Genomic DNA, 19,521 nt, shown 5'->3' with positions numbered 1-19,521 from the left:
GGTGATCGGCGTCCAAAAGGGAACCACCATTCCGATGGTTTAGACAGCGGCCTGGATTTTCAGGTGGCGAGATCGGGATGTTGGTGGTGGAGACAGTTGTACGCATCAGGCGCGAGCACGCGGGCGGCAAGGCGATCAGGGAGATCGCGCGGGATTTGCGGCTGTCGCGCAAGGTGGTGCGCAAGGCGATCAATGCCCCGGAAGGGGCGTTTGACTATCATCGCACGGTCCAGCCTCGGCCTCGGCTCGGGCCGTTTCAGGAACGGCTCGATACGCTGTTGAGCGAGAACGAGGCGCGGCATCGGCGTGACCGGCTGCGGATGACGCGGATCCACGATCTGCTGCTGCGTGAAGGGTTCGAGGGTTCGTATGACGCGGTGCGGCGCTACGCCCGGCGCTGGGCGGATGGCCGCCGCAAGGATCCCGGCGGCGACGTGCCTGCATTCATCCCGTTGCTGTTCAAGCCGGGCGAGGCCTACCAGTTCGACTGGAGCCACGAGGACGTTGAGATCGCGGGCAAGCCGATGCGCGTGAAGGTGGCGCACATGCGGCTGTGCGCGTCGCGGGCGGTCTATGTTCGGGCCTATCCGCGTGAGACGCAGGAGATGGTGTTCGACGCCCATGCCCGCGGCTTTGCGTTCTTTGGCGGGGTGCCGTTGCGCGGCATCTACGACAACATGAAGACCGCGGTGACGACGGTGTTTGTCGGCAAGGAGCGCGTGTTCAACCGCCGCTTTCTGGTCATGGCCGATCATTATATGGTCGAACCAACCGCCTGTTCGCCAGCGGCAGGCTGGGAGAAGGGCCAGGTCGAGAACCAGGTCCAGACGATCCGTGGTCGCTTTTTCCAGCCTAGGCTGAAGTTTGCCAGCATCGAGGAACTGAATGGCTGGCTTGAGGCCGAGTGCCTGCGCTGGGCGGCGATGCACGCGCACCCCGAGCAAAAGGACATGACCGTGTCCCAGGCGCTGGAGGCCGAGCGGCCCGCACTGCAACCAATGCTGGCGTCGTGAGCCAAAGTCGTTTTGGGGCTTTCACGAGACCAGCCACGCGGTCACCGGCACATGCCTGATCAGCTTTGACCGCAACCGCTATTCCGTGGCGGCACGCGCGGTGTGCCGTGCGGTTCAGGTCCGCGCCTATGCCGACCGAATCGTGGTGCGCCTGGGGGATGAGGTTGTCGCCGAGCACCCGCGCTGCTTTGGGCGCGACCGCACGCTCTATAATCCGTGGCACTATCTGCCGGTGCTGGTGCACAAACCCGGTGCGCTGCGCAACGGCGCGCCATTCCAGGACTGGGCCCTGCCGCCGGCGCTGGCCCGGCTGCGGCGCAAGCTGGGCAGCGGGGACGAAGCCGATCGCCGCTTTGTCCGCGTGCTTGCCGCCATATCCACCGACGGACTGGAGGCGGTCGAGGCCGCCATCAGCGAAGCGTTCGATACCGGCGCTGCCAGCGACGAGGTGATCCTCAATATTCTGGCGCGGCGGCGCGAACCACCAACAGATCAGCCACTCAGCGTCGTAGTCGATCTCAAACTCAAGCATCCGCCCCGCGCTGATTGCGCGATCTATGACACGGTGCGAGGCCACAATGCAGCGGCATGAGATGATCGACGCCATGCGCGCGCTTGGCCTCAAGGGGATGGCCGGCGCGTTCGACGAGGCGGTAACCACCGGCGTGCAACGCCAGCGCACCACGCCCGAGATCCTGTCCGACCTGTTGCGCGCCGAAGCCGCCCATCGCCATGCGGCCTCGATCCGCTACCGCATGAGCGCCACAAAACTGCCAGTGATCAAGGATCTCGACGCGTTCGTGTTCGACGGCACGCCGATCAACGAGGAACTGGTCCGCTCGTTGCACGCCGGATCGTTCCTGCCCGGCAGGCGCAATATCGTGCTGGTCGGCGGCACCGGAACCGGCAAGACCCACCTGGCCATCGCCATCGCCGCCAGCGTTGTGCGCGCCGGGACCCGAGGGCGCTACTTCAACACCGTCGATCTGGTCACCCGGCTTGAGGACGAGGCGCGCATCGGCAAGGCCGGCGCGCTCGCCGCCCAGCTCAGCCGCATCGAACTCGTCGTGCTCGATGAACTGGGCTATCTGCCGTTCGCCCGTTCCGGCGGCCAATTGCTGTTCCACCTGATGAGCAAACTCTACGAAAAGACCTCGGTAATCATCACCACAAATCTGGCGTTTGGCGAATGGCCGACCGTGTTCGGCGATCCCAAAATGACGACCGCGCTGCTCGACCGCACCACCCACCATTGCGACATCATCGAAACGGGCAACGACAGCTGGCGCTTCAAACACCGCAACTGACCCGGCCAAACCTCGATAAAAATTTACTTCGCGCTGGGGCTGCCTCCGGTCGGGCTACGCCCTCCCTACGCCAGCCCCAGCGCGAAATCAGCGCCCGGCATCAACCCAAGTGCAACGCCGCCAAGTGGTCCCCTTTTGCACGCCGATAGCGGGTCCCGTTTGGACGCCGATTGACACCTCACGTTTGCAGCGACCCGTAACTGGCAAACTATGACATGCGCTACAGTTCCGACATCAGATTGAAAGGGATCGTGTGAGCGATCACCCGTTCATCACTGACCGGCAAGACGCTGCCCGTATGTGGCGATCCTTTCGAATATGAACTCCGTGAAAAGACGAACGCGCCTGGTTTTGCGCGTTTCACCTTGGGTGAGGACCCAGAGCGTCCCATACTTGTGCAGATCGGTATCCGGGACCCTTTGCAGCCGTGAATCGGCATCGCCGACGAAGCATGGCAACGTTGCGATTCCGAGCCCTTGCCGGACGGCAGCGATCTCCGCCGCGGCATCCGTGACCTTGAACGGCACTCCAGTGGCCTGCACTGCGCCCTCGCTCGCCCAATCCGGCACGCCGTGGGTGGCGATCACGATCCACCGCAGGGCTTCGCCCGCGCCGGATTGCCACTCGGCGAGTCGATCGCGTGAGATGTAGACACCGCCGAATACCTCCGGCCCCTTCAGGCCGTGCAGATTGAGCGGCAGCGTCTTGCGGTCGTAGACAACGCGGATCGCGACGTCCGCGTCGCGATTGGTAAGGTTTGCCAAATCACCCGACGACAGGATCTCCATTTCGATATCGGGATACAGCCACGCAAAATCGGCAAAATCCGGCATCAGCAGGTGCGTTGCGAGGATCGGCGTCAAGGTCACGCGCAACAGGCCGCGCGCGCTCTGGTCGCGCGCGAGCGCGCGCGTTTCCAACTGGTGCGATATCGCTTCCATCTGGATCGCGAGTTCGACGATCTCCTCTCCTGCTTCCGTCAGGCGATAACCCGTGGGCAGCTTCTCGAAGAGCTGAGCGCCGAGACGTTCCTCGAGATGGGATATGCGTCGCAGCACCGTTGCGTGGTTTACTGCCAATGCTTTGGCAGCAGCGCGGACCGAGCCGCCCCGGGCGGCGGCGAGGAAATAGCGAACGTCATCCCAGTCGATCATGGTGCATTGTCGCGCCAATCATCACACTTGCAACGTCATTTTCAGTCATAAAGCAGTCGTAATCGATCTTTCCCCCAATATCGGAGGCGCGAGCGGTGCGTTCACGCACCAGTGATATGCGTTATTTCAGACTGATAAAGCGACCGCCACCGACCCATCTGAAGCGCTCAGGGAATTTCCCGGCACATTGAAGGATGGACGAAATGAACATGCTCGAAGGCAAGGTCGCTGTCATCACCGGCGGAAACAGCGGCATCGGCTTAGCCACTGCCAAACGGTTCGTCGCTGAAGGCGCGCACGTCGTCATCACCGGACGACGAGAGAAGGAACTCCAGGAGGCTGCCGCCGCCATCGGGAGCAATGTCACGACGGTAGCTGGCGACGTCACGCGCCTCGATGATTTGGACCGGCTCTACGCCGTCGTGAAGGAAAAGCACGGTCACATCGATGTGCTCTTCGCGAATGCCGGCTGGGGCGAGCTTGCGCCGCTCGAAACGGCAACCGAGGAGCATTTCGACAAGACGTTTGACCTGAACGCAAAGGGCACATTCTTCACGGTTCAGAAGTCCCTTCCGCTCTTCAAGGACGGCGGCTCGATCATCCTGACCGCTTCGGTGGCCAACGTCAGGGGAGATCCGGCGTTCAGCGCCTATGCCGCTGCCAAGGCTGCGGTCCGCACTTTCGCGCGCGGCTGGACGGTGGAGCTCAAGGATCGAAAGATTCGCGTCAATTCGATGAGCCCGGGCCCGATCGAAACGCCGGCTCTGGAGAAAGTGGGGCTGACCGCCGACCAGGTCGAACAGGCAGCAGCTCAGTTCGCTTCGCAAGTTCCGCTCGGTCGGCGGGGTAAGGCCGAGGAAGTTGCGGCGGCTGTGTTATTTCTTGCCTCCGACGAAAGCTCCTACGTCACCGGCATCGATCTCGCCGTCGATGGCGGCATGGCCCAAGTCTGACCACACCCAACTGCCAATCGGAGAGCCTCACATGAGTACCGAGCACAACATTCAGACTGTGAAGGACTTCTTCGCCGCGATCGGCCGCGGTGACAGTGAGGCTCTTCTGGCGCTGGTCGCCGAGGACATCGAATGGATCATTCCAGGCCGGGACTGGCCGCTGGCCGGAACGCACCTTGGCCGCATGGGCCTTGTAAACTTGCTGGCAACCGCGTCCCGAACGCTGGAGACATCGACCGAACCCCGCGAGTACGTCGCGCAGGGGGATCGTGTCCTTGTGCTCGGCGTCGCCACCGGGAAAGTCAAAGCCACGACCAAGGCTTTCAAAGATGACTGGGTCTTCGCCATCACGATCCGCGACGGCAAGCTGACCAGCATCCGGGAATATGTCGATACGCAGGCATTGGCGTGGGCAGCCAACGCCGACACCGGCGTTGCATACGCGCCCGGAGATATCGGCGCGGCGCAACGCGCCTCATAAGGCACGCCGATACGCCGGACCAGGATTTCCTCCTGACGTCGCGCGCCTACCGGCCCTCAACCGCAAGGAACCTTCAGATGTACGACCAAGCCAATCAATCCGATCTAATCCAGTTCGCGACTATCACGGCGGGCGACACCGTCATCGACGTCTACCCTGGCAGTGGCGACTGGACCCGCATCTTTTCTGGCGTCGTAGGACCCGAAGGGCGGGTCTACAGCTTCGTTCCAGCCGAAGTCGCCCATTTCAAGAACGATCCGGTAAGCCTTATGCGAACGCTTGCGCAGGAGCCGGGTCGGGAGAATGTCGCTGCGGTGTCGGCAGACGTCGTCGCTGTAGCGGAAGTCACCACGGCCGCAGATGTCGTGTGGATGCACTTGTTTTATCATGATCTCCACACCCCGCTGATCCAGGCCAAAGGCGCTACCGCGGACGCCTTCAACCGGGCCGTCTTCGCAAGTTTGAAGCCCGGCGGGCGCTACATCATCGTCGATCACGCCGCGGCGAGTGGGTCAGGAACGAGCGATACCACGTCGCTCCATCGCATCGACCGCGCGTCGGTGGTCAAGGAGGTACAGGCAGCCGGTTTCGTGCTTGACGGGCAAAGCGCCATGCTTGCCAACGCGGATGACACGCACGCGACCAAGGTGTTTGATCCGGCCATCAAGGGGAACACGGATCGCTTCGCGTACAGGTTCATCAAGCCCTGACACACGGACCTGCTTGCGGACTGGCGCGGGCCGGCCCATCGTGGGCGGCAAGTCATTGGGAACACTCTTTCAAGCGTATTGCGAACGCGACCAGGATTTTTGACGGCTGCCATCATCCCTATGCGCCCAATGGCCGCTATCCTGGTCATCCACGGAAAGCCAGTCAATGACCGAGTAATCCTTTGGGGGCTGACCAGTGCGGCTCCATTTGTAAAAGATGCAACTAGTTAGGCCGAGATCTGCCATTCCGCCTCCACCCCATTTGCGAATCGTTGATTGCGCATGACAAAAGTCAGAATTAGCCGGCGATCACTGCCCGACATTCGCTCAAATTTGGTAGCTCCTCCTAGACCCACCGCTAAGGATGTACGCTACGAAATATTTTTGATAGTAATTCTCCTTGCCGCCTGGTGCCTGTCTTGGCGAATATTCTTTGAAGATGGGTCTTCGCGGTTGGCAAACCGATCTTGAGCTGACTTGCACATTCTGCCACGCTTGCCCCATCCGTGGCGAGCGCCGTCAATAGAGCCAACTCACGTCCGGTGAGGTCGTGCGCAACCGCGAAGTCTTCGATCACCCGTTGGGCGTTCGCAATGCTCGTTGACCGAATGACGAGCATGGTAGCTATGCGGCCATCGTCGAAGTCCGGTTCGCCATTAACGATCGGAACAACGTTGATCACGACCGGCGCGGCAACGTCAAAGTGTATACTTATATCCGGAAGGACAGCGCAGGGATCATGGATACGCGCGGCAAGTGATTTTTGCAGGGCCACGTTCGCCGCTGTGTCCTTGATACGGATTTCGGCATGACGAATATCAATGATGCCCGAGCTTACATAACGCCCGGCAAGACTGTTGATACGAAGTACGCGATTTGCGTCGTCCAGCAAGACTATGCCAACTGGCAGTCGGTCGAAACAATTCTGAAGCGCATCTTGATAAAGGTCGAGCCGCTCCATTTTCAGGCTCACTTCCATTGCCCTGATCAGGTGCGGCGATAGAGTTTCAAGTAGGCCGAGCTGTTCACCATTAACCTCGTCCGCGCCGTCCGGGCGGACCAACGTAAGCGGTATATAGCGACCGGCTGAGCGGTGGAGGACGATCGAGAGCGGGCTGCACAACCCTTGTGGCCGAGCCCATCCGTTATAGAACTCGGATCGCCGAAAGGCGTCGGTCGCCACCACCATCTCGTTGGCGACAATGAACCCCGGCTGCATTTTCGCTTCTATCCCGAACAGCGGGTTCATGGGCAGATAGTGATCGAAGCAGCGTTGCACATGGTCCGGATCGAAGCCGAAAAAGGTTATCGGCTTGCCCAGGCCCCGCACCGGATCCTCCAGTGTCAAACCGCCCGCCACGCTGCCGGTCATGTCCGCCAGCCGCTTCAGGACGCGGCCCCACCCCGCCGGATCGACCGCCGCCGAATAAATCATATCGATTGTATCGAGTATTTCAGCCGACATCGCTTGCGCTCCCGCGTCAGTAAGGATTGGGGCCCCACTAATTATTTGCAATGTCAACCGAACGGATGACGCCAGACAAGCTGAATCTTGCGATTGCGTATAGCGTAATTCAGCGGGGCCGCAATCGATGACCAAGACGCAGACGCCAAATGCCCCTCTTCTGGTAACAGGTTTCGACACCGGCGTTTCCGCGGCGGACAACGTTACCAATACCAATGCCCCCCAGATAACCGGCACGGCCGTGCCGGGCGCGCTGGTCACGCTGTATGACACCGACGGTATGACGGTGCTTGGCACGGCCACGGCCGATGCCGCATCGGGCGGGTATGTGATCTCCATCACCGGCACCACGCTGGCCACCATCTCCAACAACCTGGACGACGGCGTGCATCTTCTGACCGTGACCGCGGCCGCCCCAGGGTCCGACGCCAGCAATCCATCGACTCCGCTCGTACTCACCATCGACACGCAGGCGCCCGATGCGCCCACGGCACCAACGCTGGCCGCAGCCGATGATACCGGTGCGTCAGCGATCGACGGCATCACCTCTGCCAGCGTCCTGACCTTCACCGGTCAATCGGAACCCGGCGCCACTGTCCGCCTGCTCGACGGGACCACGATTGCAGGCATGGCCATGGTTGCTGCCGATGGCAGCTACAGCATCACGGCCGCCAGCTTGGCCGCTGGCGATCACAGCTTCACCGTCATCGCCACCGACCTTGCCGGCAATGTCGGCATGGCGTCAGGCGCGACGGCCATCACGATCGACACCACCGCGCCGCCTGCGCCTGCGGCGCCAACCCTCGCTCCAGGGTCTGACACCGGCGCGCTGCGCACCGATGGGCTCACCGCAGACACGACGCCAATCGTGACCGGCACCGCAGAGGCCGGCGCAACCGTTCTGCTGACAGATACCGACGGCACCGTGCTCGGCCATGCGGTTGCCGCGGCCGACGGCAGCTACGCCATCCAGTCCGGAACCCTGCTGCCCGGCGCCCATGAACTGACCGTCACCGCGACCGACGCCGCCGGCAATGTCAGCGCCCCGTCACAGGCGCTGAACGTCCTGATCGATACCGCAGAGGCCACCGCTGCCATAACGGCACCTGCGAGCCTGGCGAGCGTTGGCACCTTCACCTTCACCATTACATTCGACCAGGCTATCGTCGATCGCCGCGGCATCACGCCCGATGATTTCAAGCTAATTACCACGGGTACCGCGTATGGCGACATCGTCTCCGTCAGCGGTTCTGGTCGGACCGGCTATATCACGGTTGGTGGCCTGGGCGGCAGCGGCACGATCGGCCTGGCTTTGGCCGATGACACCCAGATCACCGACCAGGCCGGCAAGACGTTCGACATCACCACCTCGCAGTTGCATGCCGTGGACAACACGACGGCCGCCAGTGTCGAGCCGGTCTCGGCCGGACCAGGCGGCGCGGTCGGCACCGGGGAGGACCCAAGCCCGTCGGCCGGCGGCCGCTACGTTGCCTTCGATACGACGTTCGACAGCACAACCGGCACGACCAACGTGTGGGTCAAGGATGTCAAGACAGGCGGGCTGACCGAGATCTCCACCGGCATCGATGGCGTTGCCAATGGAAATTCTTTCCTGCCGAGCATTTCGGCCAATGGCCAGGCCATCACCTTTGCCAGCGATGCGACCAATCTGATCGGCAACCTGCCTGGCCTGAGCGGGACGAATATCTATGCCGCGACGCTGAGCCCGGCCGACCCGGCGTCCGGGGATAGCGTCATTGTTGGACCAGTCCAGCTTGTCTCCGCCGGCAACGGATCCTACGGCAGCGAAGAAACCACGTCCTATGGCGGCGGAACCGGAGTCGCGCCGGTTGTTTCCGGAGATGGCTCGACCGTCGTCTTTGTAAGCCCGCAGTCCCTGACGGCGGGGGCGGAGGCGGGCTTGCCCAACGTGTATCGCGAAGACCTTGCTACAGGCGACCTTCTGCTCGTGTCCGCGGGTACGGCAGGAACACGCCTAATCGATGACCCCACATTCCAGGGCACCGTCACAATCGGTTCGGGCACCGACGATGAAAGCGGTGATCCCAGCGTTTCCAGCAATGGGCTGGTCATCGCCTATGACGCCTTTGCCACCAATCTTGGCGCTCCAACGGTCGCCAACGAGAAAACCGGCACTTTCTACACGCGGTCCTATGTTTACGACGTCACCACCGGCGTGACGACTTGCCTCGATGCGAATGCGTTGCAGATCGACGGTATCGTCGGCGACGTCGCGCCTGCGACGGCGACCACGCAAAGCTCGGCATACGGCAATTATCTCAGCACGTCGGGGCCGGTCCTGTCGGGTGATGGCACGAAGGTGATCTATGTTGCCGGCAATGGCTTTGCGACGGCGCCTGTAAACGGCATCGCCCCCAACAGCTTCGTTGTCCTGGAAACCGATCTATCAACGCATGTCACCACGGAAATTTCTCCGGTCATGACCAACTTGCCCGGCGTCTCGATCAGCGGCGACGGCGGCCTGGCTCTCTATAGCGATGCAGATGGCGAAATTGCGCTTTACAACAAGGCATCGAACACCACGACGGTTTTGAGCGGCGATTTCAGCGACTTTCCCGTGCTTGCCGCGAACGGCAATGCGGTGGTGTTCGCTCCTGACGCGGGCAGCATTAGCGATGTGTTCGAGGCCCAACTCGGTGTCAGCGTGAGCATCGCTGCAGTCGGCGATGAGGACGAGATCAACGCGGCAGCAATGGCCGCCATTACCAAGGCCGGCACGCTTGCGTTCACGGGGCACACCAATGCCGCACCCGGCTCGATGGTCACGCTGCAACTCGGCGCTGCAGGCGGTTCGCCCGGCACGATCGTAACCGGCACTGTCGGCGCCGGCGGCGTCTGGACGGTCGCAGCACCGGCGTCCGATCTGGACGAAAACGGCGAATATCGCGTGGCTGTCGTCATTGCTGCGCCGGGCGGTGACAGCACCCGCGTCGTTCGCTCGTTCGATCTGGATACCATCGCTCCCGACACGCCGGATGCGCCCGTGCTCGATGCCGGGTCGGACACCGGCCCCGCGCATGACGGCACGCTGACCGACACAGATACCCCGACCGTGACCGGAAAAGCCGAAGCCGGATCGACCGTGACGCTGGTCGACCAAGGCGGCCTGACCCCCGGGCTCGTGCTCGGCACCGGCATTGCCGATGGCAACGGCGTCTACGCCATAACCGTTGCCGGCATAGGCCTGACGCAGGGCAGCCATGCGCTGGCCGTGACCGCGACCGACGACGCCGGCAATGTCAGCGCCGCATCCGCCGCGCTGGCGCTTACGGTCGATACGATCGTGCCCGACGCGCCGCAGGCGCCGGCGATGGTCGCGCAGACCACGCCGGACCCGGCCGGAGGCGCGCCCAAGGTGACTAACGGCTCGGTCGCCGATCCATCGGGCGACGGCATCATAACGCAGTCGACCACGCCGATCCTGTCGGGCGTCGCGCTGCCCGGCGCCACCGTCACGCTTTATGACAGCGACGGCATCGCCGTGCTCGGTACGGCGGTTGCCGATGGCAAGGGCGCGTGGACGATTACCAGTTCCACGCTGACCGACGGGCTGCACGTTCTCACCGTGACGCAAACCAAGGCGGCCGGCGACGTCAGCCCGGTCTCGGCGAAGCTCGACCTCACGGTGGATACGCTGCCACCGCTGTCGCCTGTCATCACCTCGCTCGGTGGCCCGCTGACCGTGGATGCCGAGCACACCTCGCAAGTCGACGTGATCGGCACTGCAGAGCCGAACAGCACCGTGCAACTGCACGTCGACATGAACAATCTCGTGTCCGGCACTGCCATTGCGGATGCGGAAGGCGACTACGAGATCGACGCCCTGGTGGCGGCGGGCGTCCACAAGCTGACCGTGATCGCCACCGACGCCGCCGGCAATGCAAGCCAGCCTTCGCCGGTTACGCTGGTCACTGTGGACGTGCCGGGCGCGCCATCGCTGATCGGCGTCGTGTCAGACGACGAGATCGCCAATGCCAACGTGTTTGCCGACGCCAACGGCAATGGCGTGCTCGATCCCGGCGAAGCGACCGCCAGGACGAACAGCGATGGCCAGTTCACTTTCGCAGGCGAAAGCGGCACCTTGTACGCCAGCGGCGGCAAGGACAGCGCGAGCGGCCTGACGCTCCCCGGCAGCCTGGTTGCGCCTGCGGGATCCACCGCCATCACCCCGCTCACCACTTTGCTCGCCGCATACATGCAGGTGTCGGGTGAGAGTGTGGCCGATGCCGAGCAACTGTACGGACCCTTGCGGGAAAAGTTGGGTGTTTCGTTCGTCGGCGTTACGTCGCTCGATCCGGCGGCCACCGTTCGGGCAATGCAAGGCTACAGCGCCGATGGTCCTCCCAACGCAATTTCGCAGGAAGCGCTTAGTGCACAGCTCACGGACACGGCAACGCTTTTCGCGGATACGATTGCTTCGGCCAAAGGATCGGCGCCGGCGGCCTTCGGATATACATTCAACACTTTAGCCAAAATTCTGGCTATGCAGAACACGCCTTATATTTCGCTCACCGATACCTCTATGCTGTCCTCACTCTTCGGCCAGGTCGCCGCAGCAGCTCTACCGAACGTGACGATTGATCCCTCTGTCATCAGCACTGTCATCCAGGTTGTTGCAGCCGGCAACGCTGCAATCGCAAGCGAAACCGGCAACGCGCCAAACTCCACCGTACCTGCCGACGATCCACAGACCATAGTCAGGGTCGTCGACAGCATCGAAAGCGTCGAACAGGGAGCCGCCGCTACGGCTCTGGCAACGGTCGTGCAAGACCCAGCGCTGGCCGCGTCCACGACCCAGGATTTTACCGGTCCAGCACTTGAAGCGGCGGTGGCAAAGGCGGCTGTGGTAGTGATCGCCCAAATCGCTCTCGCGCCCGGATCGGACGGTGGTTTCTCTGGTCGCGACCAGATCACGAATGACGATACGCCCGTCATCATAGGGACCACCATCCCCGGTGGGACCGTATCTCTGGTCCTGAACGGGCCTGACATCGGGCAGACGACCGCCCAGGTGACGGTGCTGGCAACGACCACGGCGGATGCTGCGGGGCACTTCTCCTTCGTCAGCCCGGCTCTGCCCACCGCCGCCAGCGGCGGCGATAAGGACGACCAGCTCGAAGCCGTGGTCAGCGGCATCAACGGCAGTCTGCCGCCGGTGAACAACACAGAAGTGCCGTTGTCCGACAAGACACTGAACGTGTATGTCGAGACGCCGTTGACTGTGATTGATCCGGCACCGGTGATCGAAAACGTGTCCGACGCGCCCGGGCCCGGCAGCGACGCAGACCATGTCCGTCTCGACGTACTTGTCCAGGCAACATCCCAGGGGAAGATCGACGTCTACATGGACGGCGGTAGTACGCCGATTGGTACGGCGTTCGTGTACCCGAGCCTCTATCAGACTTACGATGTCGCCATCGAGACCAGCGCCGTCGCGCCCGGCCACCATAGCTTTACTCTCGTCGAGACGGCACCGGGCGGGACTGTCGTGTCGCAAGACACCGCGCCCGATGTCACGACTGTCGTTCCCGAGGCCATGACTCCGGGCGTGGCTTACGCGCTCGGCCCCCTGTCCGGGGCGACGGTCAGCGAGGTCATCGCGGTGCCCGGCAATTCTTACGAAGCGGCACAGACAACCGATGCCAGCGGGCATTATACATTCCCGACAAATGGTTCGACCGTTTTCGGGGGCGGCGATGAAACTGTCCAGGGAGGATATGACACGGCCAGCGGCCTTGCATTCGGCGCCCCCATTTCGTTTGATGAATCGTCGAGCGTGCGGGCCGCTTCGTTCTACACGCTGCCGCTTTCGGCGCCACTTGGTTCGTCCGTCATCACCGCTCTTACGACGTTGGTTCAGGACGACACGCATCCCACGGGCAGTGACGGGCCGGGCGAGGCATTGCAGCGAGCAGAGGCAAATGTGCTGGCTGCGCTTGGTCTTCCGTCGACGCTCGACCTGTTGTCGCTGAACCCGCTCGAGGCGGCCCAAAATGGCGATACGGCTGCGTTTATCACCGTCGCCAAGTTGCTGCAGTTGCAGGAACTTGTCTTCGCGGGAGGAGTCGGCATCTATGCTGGTCATGTGCCCGATATCTTCAGCGCCGCAGCGCAGTATCTCAACCAGCATGGCTCGCTCGATCTCGACAACGCAGCCGACATGCAGGCGGTGGTGTCCGCGACCTTTGCCTCGGCCGCGGTAGCGACCCCGCTTTACCTTCAGAACCTGGGCACACTGGTCGCAGCGGAAAATGCGGCGCTTGACGTACGCGTCGCAAAGGATGCGGACGCCAGCGAAACAATCTCGGACATATTGGCGATTTCAGAAGTTCTGCAGACCAAGGAGGCGCCGGCACTGGCAGCCATCATCAACAGCCCTGGCGGTACAGACGATACCGCTGCCGACTTGACCGCGATCCAGCAGGCCTACACCGGCAGCAATCTGGATGCCCTGGTGGCGGCCAGGCTCGACAAGGTGATTGCGGTCGCAAGCTTCGAGCCGAGTGGCGATGCCACCACCACCGCACCGGTCGTGCACTACACACTCCGCTTCACGGGCGCCGTCAGCGGTTTGCCCGCCAGCGCCTTCAAGGTAATCGCAGGATCGGGCCTTTTGGACACCGCCATCATCGGTGTTACGCCGGTCGCCGGTAGCGGCGGCGCCGCCTACGACGTCGCGGTGTCAACCGGCGTCGGCAAGGGCACGCTTGGCCTCACGTTCGATGGCACCGGACTGACCAACCCCGACGGCTCACCTTTGCAGAGCGGCTTGTTCCAGCCTACCAGGGGCTATGAAGTATCGACAGCGTCCGCCACGTATAACGGTTCGCTCGCGACGGGCGATTTCAACGGCGACGGCAAGCCCGACGTGGTTCTCGGCGATAACAACACCGTAGGCCTGTCCGGCTTCACGCTGTTTCTGAACAAAGGCGACGGTACCTTTGCTGCCCAGCCAATCGTGGCCGAGGGCGATACCGGCACCCTGGATCTGGGGGTCGGCGACTTCAATGGCGACGGCAAGCTCGACGTTGTCACGGCGGGCATAGGCAATGGAGACGTCGCCGTGCTTCCGGGCAACGGTGATGGCACATTTGCACAGCCGATTTATTCGGCAACCGGCAACCCGGCTTATGCTCTGGCGGTTGGTGACATCGACGGCGACGGCAAACTCGATGTGGTCACGGCCAACAACTACACCAACACCGTATCGGTCCTGCTGGGTCGTGGCGACGGGACATTCACGGTTGCGCCGACGCTCACCTGCGGCAACGGACCCATTTCGGTGGCACTCGCCGACCTGAACGGCGACGGCCATCTCGATATCGTCACCGCCAACAGCGGTGACAGCACGTTGTCCGTGTTCCTCGGCAAGGGCGATGGCACCTTTGCCGCCCCAGTGTCGATTGCAACCGCGGCAGGCGGTGACCCGCAGAACGTCGTGCTGGGCGACATCAACGGCGATGGCATCCCTGACATCATGGTCGCCGACGAAAGCCCGGGAGCGATCGACGTGCTGCTGGGTAATGGCGACGGTACGTTCCGGGCGGGAACGCCATTCGTGCTCGCGACCGGCTTGCAGGATGAGATCGTGTCCGGACGTTCGCCCGGAGTACGGTCGCTCGCACTCGGCGACCTCAACGGCGACGGGAAGCCGGACCTGCTGGTCGGCCTGAGCGACGGCGGGGCCGTAGGTAACGACTTGATCCTGATCGGCGATGGCAATGGCGGCTTTGCCTATGGCGGCCGCAGCGTCGACAATAGCAACGTCGATAGTTCCGCGATTGCTGTCACGCCCGACGTCATGGGCTCACATCCTTTCGCGATCGCCGATTTCAACGGCGACGGCCGTGAAGACTACGCGACCGGATTCGCAGACGGCAGGCGGGGCCTACTGGTCGATACGGCGACCCCCCAGACGGTTCAGGCGGCTCCTTCCGGGAGTGTCACCATCGATCGTTCGCCAGTGGCGCAGCCGGTATTGTCTTTGGCGTCGGGAACGGGAACGCTGTTGAAGACCGGCAGCACTTACACGCTTGACCTGGGGACGGTAGCGCAGGGCGCATCGCTTTCTGCGTTGCAATTTGCGATCGCCAATGCTGCGAGTGCGCCGTCGGATGCGCTGGACGGGACTTTCGGAGCAGCGAGCGGAGACGGGTTTGTGGTGTCGGGAGCGGCGCTGCCTGCTGTGCTCGATGCGGGCGAAAGCTATGCAGGGCTGAGCTTTACGCCCGACACCTCGACGCCGGGCGTACACGCCGAGACGCTGACCTTTGCGCCGCGCGACCAGAGCGCCACCACCACAACGTACAGCGCCATCGCCGGCACTGATGCAAGCGTGGCTACCACCACCTCGGTCGACGGCGCCGATGTCGCAGCGCAACTGCCGGCGATCACGCTGGTGGTGACCGAGGACGTCATGGCCGGGGCGGCGCCACCGCCTGCCGCGCCCACCGTCTTTTCAGTCGCGACTTCGGGCACGGGCGTGACCAACGGCGCGGGCGATCTTGGTGCCGGCCACGTCGTGACCTTCACGATCGATACGACAGCGCCGGTCACCGTTGCCGGCGGCATACTGGACCTGGCGCTCGATGACGGCGGCACCGCCGTCTACACCGGCGGCTCGGGCACGTCCGCGCTCACGTTTTCCACCACGATCGCAGCCGGGCAGGCCAGCCTCGACCTGGCGATCACCGGCATCGCCCTGAACGGCGCTACGGTGCAAGACGCCAATGGCAGCAACGCCGACCTGAGCGGCGCGGTGACCAATCCGCCAGGCATCCTGGTCGTCGCAACCGCCGCTCCGGTAACGACGCCTGTACGCCTCGCGGTCAACGAGAATTCCGGCCCGGCACCGATCGGGATCGCAATCCCGGTCGATCCCGCTTATTCCGCCGATCGCCTGACGACGACGCTCACTGGCCTTCCCGGCGACGGCGTCGTGGCGCTGGCCGACGGCACCGTGGCCCATGTCGGCGAAACCCTGACCACCGCGCAACTTGCCGGGCTGACCTTCTCGGCGGCAGCGGGCCTGTCCAGCCAGAGTTCCACACTGACTTATACGGTTACAGACCCGGCGCAGAATGCGGCGACGGGCAATGCCACGCTCGCCATAGGCGCGGCGCTGCCGCCGGCGATTACCGGCACGCTCGGCGGCCAGGCCACGAGCGATGCGGCGAGTATCGACCCGTTTGCAAGCGTCACGGTTGCCGATCCGGGCGCAGGCCAGACCGAGACAGTCACGGTGACACCAGCCACTACGGCCAATGGCATACTGAGCGATCCGAACGCTGCGACCGATGGCGGAACGATCGCCGGCAACGGTGTCTATTCGGTCACGGGCAGCGCCGCGCAAGTCACTGCCGCGCTGCAAGATCTCATCTTCACCCCGACCGCACATCAGGTCGCCGCTGGAACCAGCGTAATGACCGGCTTCACGATTGCGGTGGCGGACAGCGCCGGGCAACAAACACGCGATGCCGTCACGACCGTGGTGGCCACCGCAGCCGACGATGTACCGCTGATCGGCGGCACGCAAGCTGGCCAGGCAACCGGCGACCTGCAACCGCTGCATCCCTTTGCCGATGCAACGCTGATGGATCCTGACTTCGGCGCGATGGCGACGGTGACGATCACGCTCACGGCGGCGGGCGGCGCGCCGACCGATGCCGATGGCGTGCTGTCGGGCAATGGACTGACCCGGCTGGGCACCGGCCTCTATGCTCTTGCCGCCGCCACCGTCGCGGCCGCACAAAGCGCGCTGCAAAAGCTGCTGTTCACGCCGACCGCGCACCAGGTTGCGCCGGGCCAGGCGGTGACCACCGGAATGACGCTGGCGGTGTCGGATGGCATCGGATCGCGCAGCGATGCGACGACAACGGTCGTCGCCACCGCGATCGACAGCGGCCCTGCCATTACCGAGCCCGCGCAGGCGACGACGGACTTGCAACCGCTGCGTCCGTTCACGTCCGTCGCCGTCAGCGACCCAGACTTCGATGCGATGGAAATGACCACCATCACCCTTTCCGCAGGCGGCGTCCCGACCGATGCCAATGGCATGCTGACCGGCACCGGGCTGACCAAAGCGGGCACCGGCCTTTACCAGCTCGCTGCAGCCACGCCCGCCGCAACGCAGGCGGCGCTGCAGGCGCTGGTGTTCACGCCGACCGCGCACCAGGTGAGCCCCGGCCAGACCGTCACCACCAGTTTCGACGTTGTCGTCGCCGACGGGCTGTCGGGTGCCGCCGAGACAACCACGAGCGTGGTCGCGACCGCAGTCGCCGATGTGCCGGTGATCGCGGGCACGACCGCCCAGTCGATACCCGCGCAGCAGACAGTCAATCCTTTTTCGCAGGTGACCATCGCCGATCCGGATCCCGCCGTGACTGAAACCGCGACGATCACGCTGACTGCCGCCGGGATCGCCAGCGATGCCGATGGGATGCTGGCGGGGGCCGGATTGACCCGGACCAGTACTGGCACATACCTGCTATCGGCCGGATCTGCAGATGCGGAACAGGCCCTGCTGCGGGCGCTTGTCTTCACACCGACTACGATTGCCAGTGCCACCACATTCACATTGCAGGTCGCAAACGAAGTCGCTTCGGCATCGAATGCCGGCACTGTCGTCACGGTTACCCCGGCTGGCGGAGGGCAGCCGATCACCGCCCCGCCGGTCGTGCCCACGGTCACGCTGGCGCTGGCCGGCGATACCGGCCGCTCGGCCACTGACGGGATCACCAGCAGCGCTGCGCTGTTCGGCACCGCCGATCCGGGCGACATCATCACGATCACCGCCGGTGCAACACTGCTCGGCAGCGTCACCGCCGATGCCGCAGGCGCCTTCCGGTTCCTGCCGATACTTGCAGACGGCACGTATGCGCTCAGCGCATCGGATACAAATGTTGCAGGTACCGGCTCGGCGACGCTGTCGTTCACACTCGACACCACATCGCCGGTCGTATCGGCACCGTCGATCACGGTGGCGAAGAATGCCGGCGCCACGGCAATCGGGATCAAGGTCTCCGACGCACTGAGTACCGCATCGCAACTGGCAGTGATCATCGATGCGCTGCCAGACGACGGCACGGTGACGCTGGGCGGCATCGCCATCACGTCTGGCCAGGCCCTGACGATAGCGCAACTGACAGGATTGATGTTCACCCCGACCGCAGGCCTGTCGACCGCCAGCTCGACGCTGGCGTACAGTGTGACCGATCCGGCCGGAAACAAGACGTCCGCCAGCGCCACGCTGATCGTCAGCACCCCATGCAGCGGAGGCCACGGCGACGTCCACATGACGACATTCGACGGGCTGAACTATAATTTCCAGGCGACCGGCGATTTCGTGATCGCCCAGGCCCGCACCGCTGGCGCCGACGATGGGTTTGAAGTGCAGATGCACGCCGACGAGTATCAGAAAAACCCCGGCACGAGCGTCGCTACCGAACTGGCGGCGCGCGTCGGCACCGATGTAATTCAGTTCAGCACGACCAGCCGCGACGCGACAATCGACGGGGTTGCCCTGACAGGTACCAACCCCGTCCAGCTTGCCGATGGTACAGTACGCCGTGTCGGCCAGGGCTGGGAAGTCGACTGGCAGACCGGCGAGAGTTTGACGGTTACGAGCGAGGGCTATTGCCTCGATTTCGTCGTCACACCAGGCGCGCAAGACACCCCGGGATCGCTTCAGGGGCTGCTCGGCAGCGGGACCGGCCAAAGCAACGATTTCCAGCTGCCAGACGGCACTGTCCTTCACCAACCCCTCAGCGCGACCACGTTGCTGGACCAATTTGCCGACGCATGGCGGGTCGGCGCAGGAAGATCGCTGCTCGATAGCAACCCTGCAGAAGCAGGAAGCGCGCTACAGCATGCGTTTGACGCGATCTCGACCCGCGATTCAGGCAGTGGTGCGCTTGCGCTCGCCGCATTCGCTGACCAATGGCCTACCGGCCTTTCTGAGCCCTCCCCGCTCGGCGGTACCAACAAAATCTTTCATTAAGCTACCGCCACGCTTTCACCTGACGACGCCGCGATCATGGACAATCTTTCCAGCCATTACATCCGTTACAGACACACTGCCAAGCAACCCGCCCGACCGCTGTTTTGGATGGACATATTTGCCCCAGGACCTCCGCGGCTTTCCCGTGACCCGCGTCAACCACAGAGACAAATGATCCCACTCAAATAGCCGATTCTTTTGGCACTTGCGCTGAGGCTATTTCCCGTGGTTGACACTATTTTGCAGTGGCCTTTTCCCGCAGACTGCTTCGTAGAACGGCTGAATTGGCGGATACCTTACTAGAATGTCGTGACAAGCGAACCGTTATACCCCCCGACCGAAAATCAGCCTAAGTGAGGCAGCATTGTAATACTGCTGCAGCTGATCAGGGATCCATG

The 19,521-nt window shown here is 63.2% G+C and carries 7 protein-coding genes and 1 pseudogene; 6 read left to right on the top strand and 2 right to left on the bottom strand.

Annotated elements, in window-relative coordinates:
* Nucleotides 1-77: 77 nt before the first annotated feature.
* Nucleotides 78-1,605, top strand: a pseudogene (gene istA, locus ACOOE2_RS06375) (IS21 family transposase).
* Complete coding sequence (gene istB / locus ACOOE2_RS06370; protein WP_420382185.1) at nucleotides 1,592-2,320, top strand: IS21-like element helper ATPase IstB; 729 nt, start codon at nucleotides 1,592-1,594, stop codon at nucleotides 2,318-2,320. Before istA ends, istB begins: the two are co-directional and overlap by 14 nt.
* A 272-nt stretch (nucleotides 2,321-2,592) precedes the next feature.
* On the opposite strand, the gene ACOOE2_RS06365 is transcribed toward istB, so the two are convergent.
* The gene (locus ACOOE2_RS06365; protein ID WP_420382184.1) at nucleotides 2,593-3,474 is read right to left on the bottom strand and encodes a LysR family transcriptional regulator; all 882 of its coding nucleotides are present in this window, start codon (nucleotides 3,472-3,474) and stop codon (nucleotides 2,593-2,595) included.
* 203 nt (nucleotides 3,475-3,677) lie between these two features.
* On the opposite strand from ACOOE2_RS06365, the gene ACOOE2_RS06360 reads away from it, so the two are divergent.
* From ACOOE2_RS06360 to ACOOE2_RS06350, 3 genes are all read left to right on the top strand, one after another.
* Nucleotides 3,678-4,427 carry a glucose 1-dehydrogenase gene (locus ACOOE2_RS06360; RefSeq protein ID WP_420382183.1) on the top strand — a complete coding sequence of 250 codons (750 nt, stop codon included), beginning with the start codon at nucleotides 3,678-3,680 and terminating at the stop codon, nucleotides 4,425-4,427.
* Nucleotides 4,428-4,458: 31 nt separating this feature from the next.
* Nucleotides 4,459-4,908 (top strand): nuclear transport factor 2 family protein, encoded by a 450-nt coding sequence (locus ACOOE2_RS06355; RefSeq protein WP_420382182.1) that lies wholly within the window; start codon nucleotides 4,459-4,461, stop codon nucleotides 4,906-4,908.
* A gap of 77 nt (nucleotides 4,909-4,985) precedes the next feature.
* A complete protein-coding gene (locus tag ACOOE2_RS06350) occupies nucleotides 4,986-5,618 on the top strand; it encodes a methyltransferase (RefSeq protein ID WP_420382181.1) in 633 nt (210 codons plus the stop codon).
* A 358-nt stretch (nucleotides 5,619-5,976) separates the two neighbouring features.
* Here ACOOE2_RS06350 and ACOOE2_RS06345 read toward each other — a convergent pair whose 3' ends face one another.
* Nucleotides 5,977-7,083 carry a helix-turn-helix transcriptional regulator gene (locus tag ACOOE2_RS06345; RefSeq protein ID WP_420382180.1) on the bottom strand — a complete coding sequence of 369 codons (1,107 nt, stop codon included), beginning with the start codon at nucleotides 7,081-7,083 and terminating at the stop codon, nucleotides 5,977-5,979.
* A gap of 127 nt (nucleotides 7,084-7,210) precedes the next feature.
* Here ACOOE2_RS06345 and ACOOE2_RS06340 point away from each other — a divergent pair, with 127 nt between their 5' ends.
* On the top strand, nucleotides 7,211-19,123 hold the full coding sequence (locus ACOOE2_RS06340) for an Ig-like domain-containing protein (protein ID WP_420382179.1): 11,913 nt from the start codon (nucleotides 7,211-7,213) through the stop codon (nucleotides 19,121-19,123).
* Nucleotides 19,124-19,521: the final 398 nt, after the last annotated feature.

Source organism: Novosphingobium sp. (assembly GCF_965214355.1).
In the GTDB taxonomy this organism is placed as follows: Bacteria; Pseudomonadota; Alphaproteobacteria; order Sphingomonadales; family Sphingomonadaceae; genus Novosphingobium.
The sequence above is the reverse complement of the archived record's forward strand: the minus strand, read 5'-3'. Positions and strand labels throughout refer to the sequence as shown.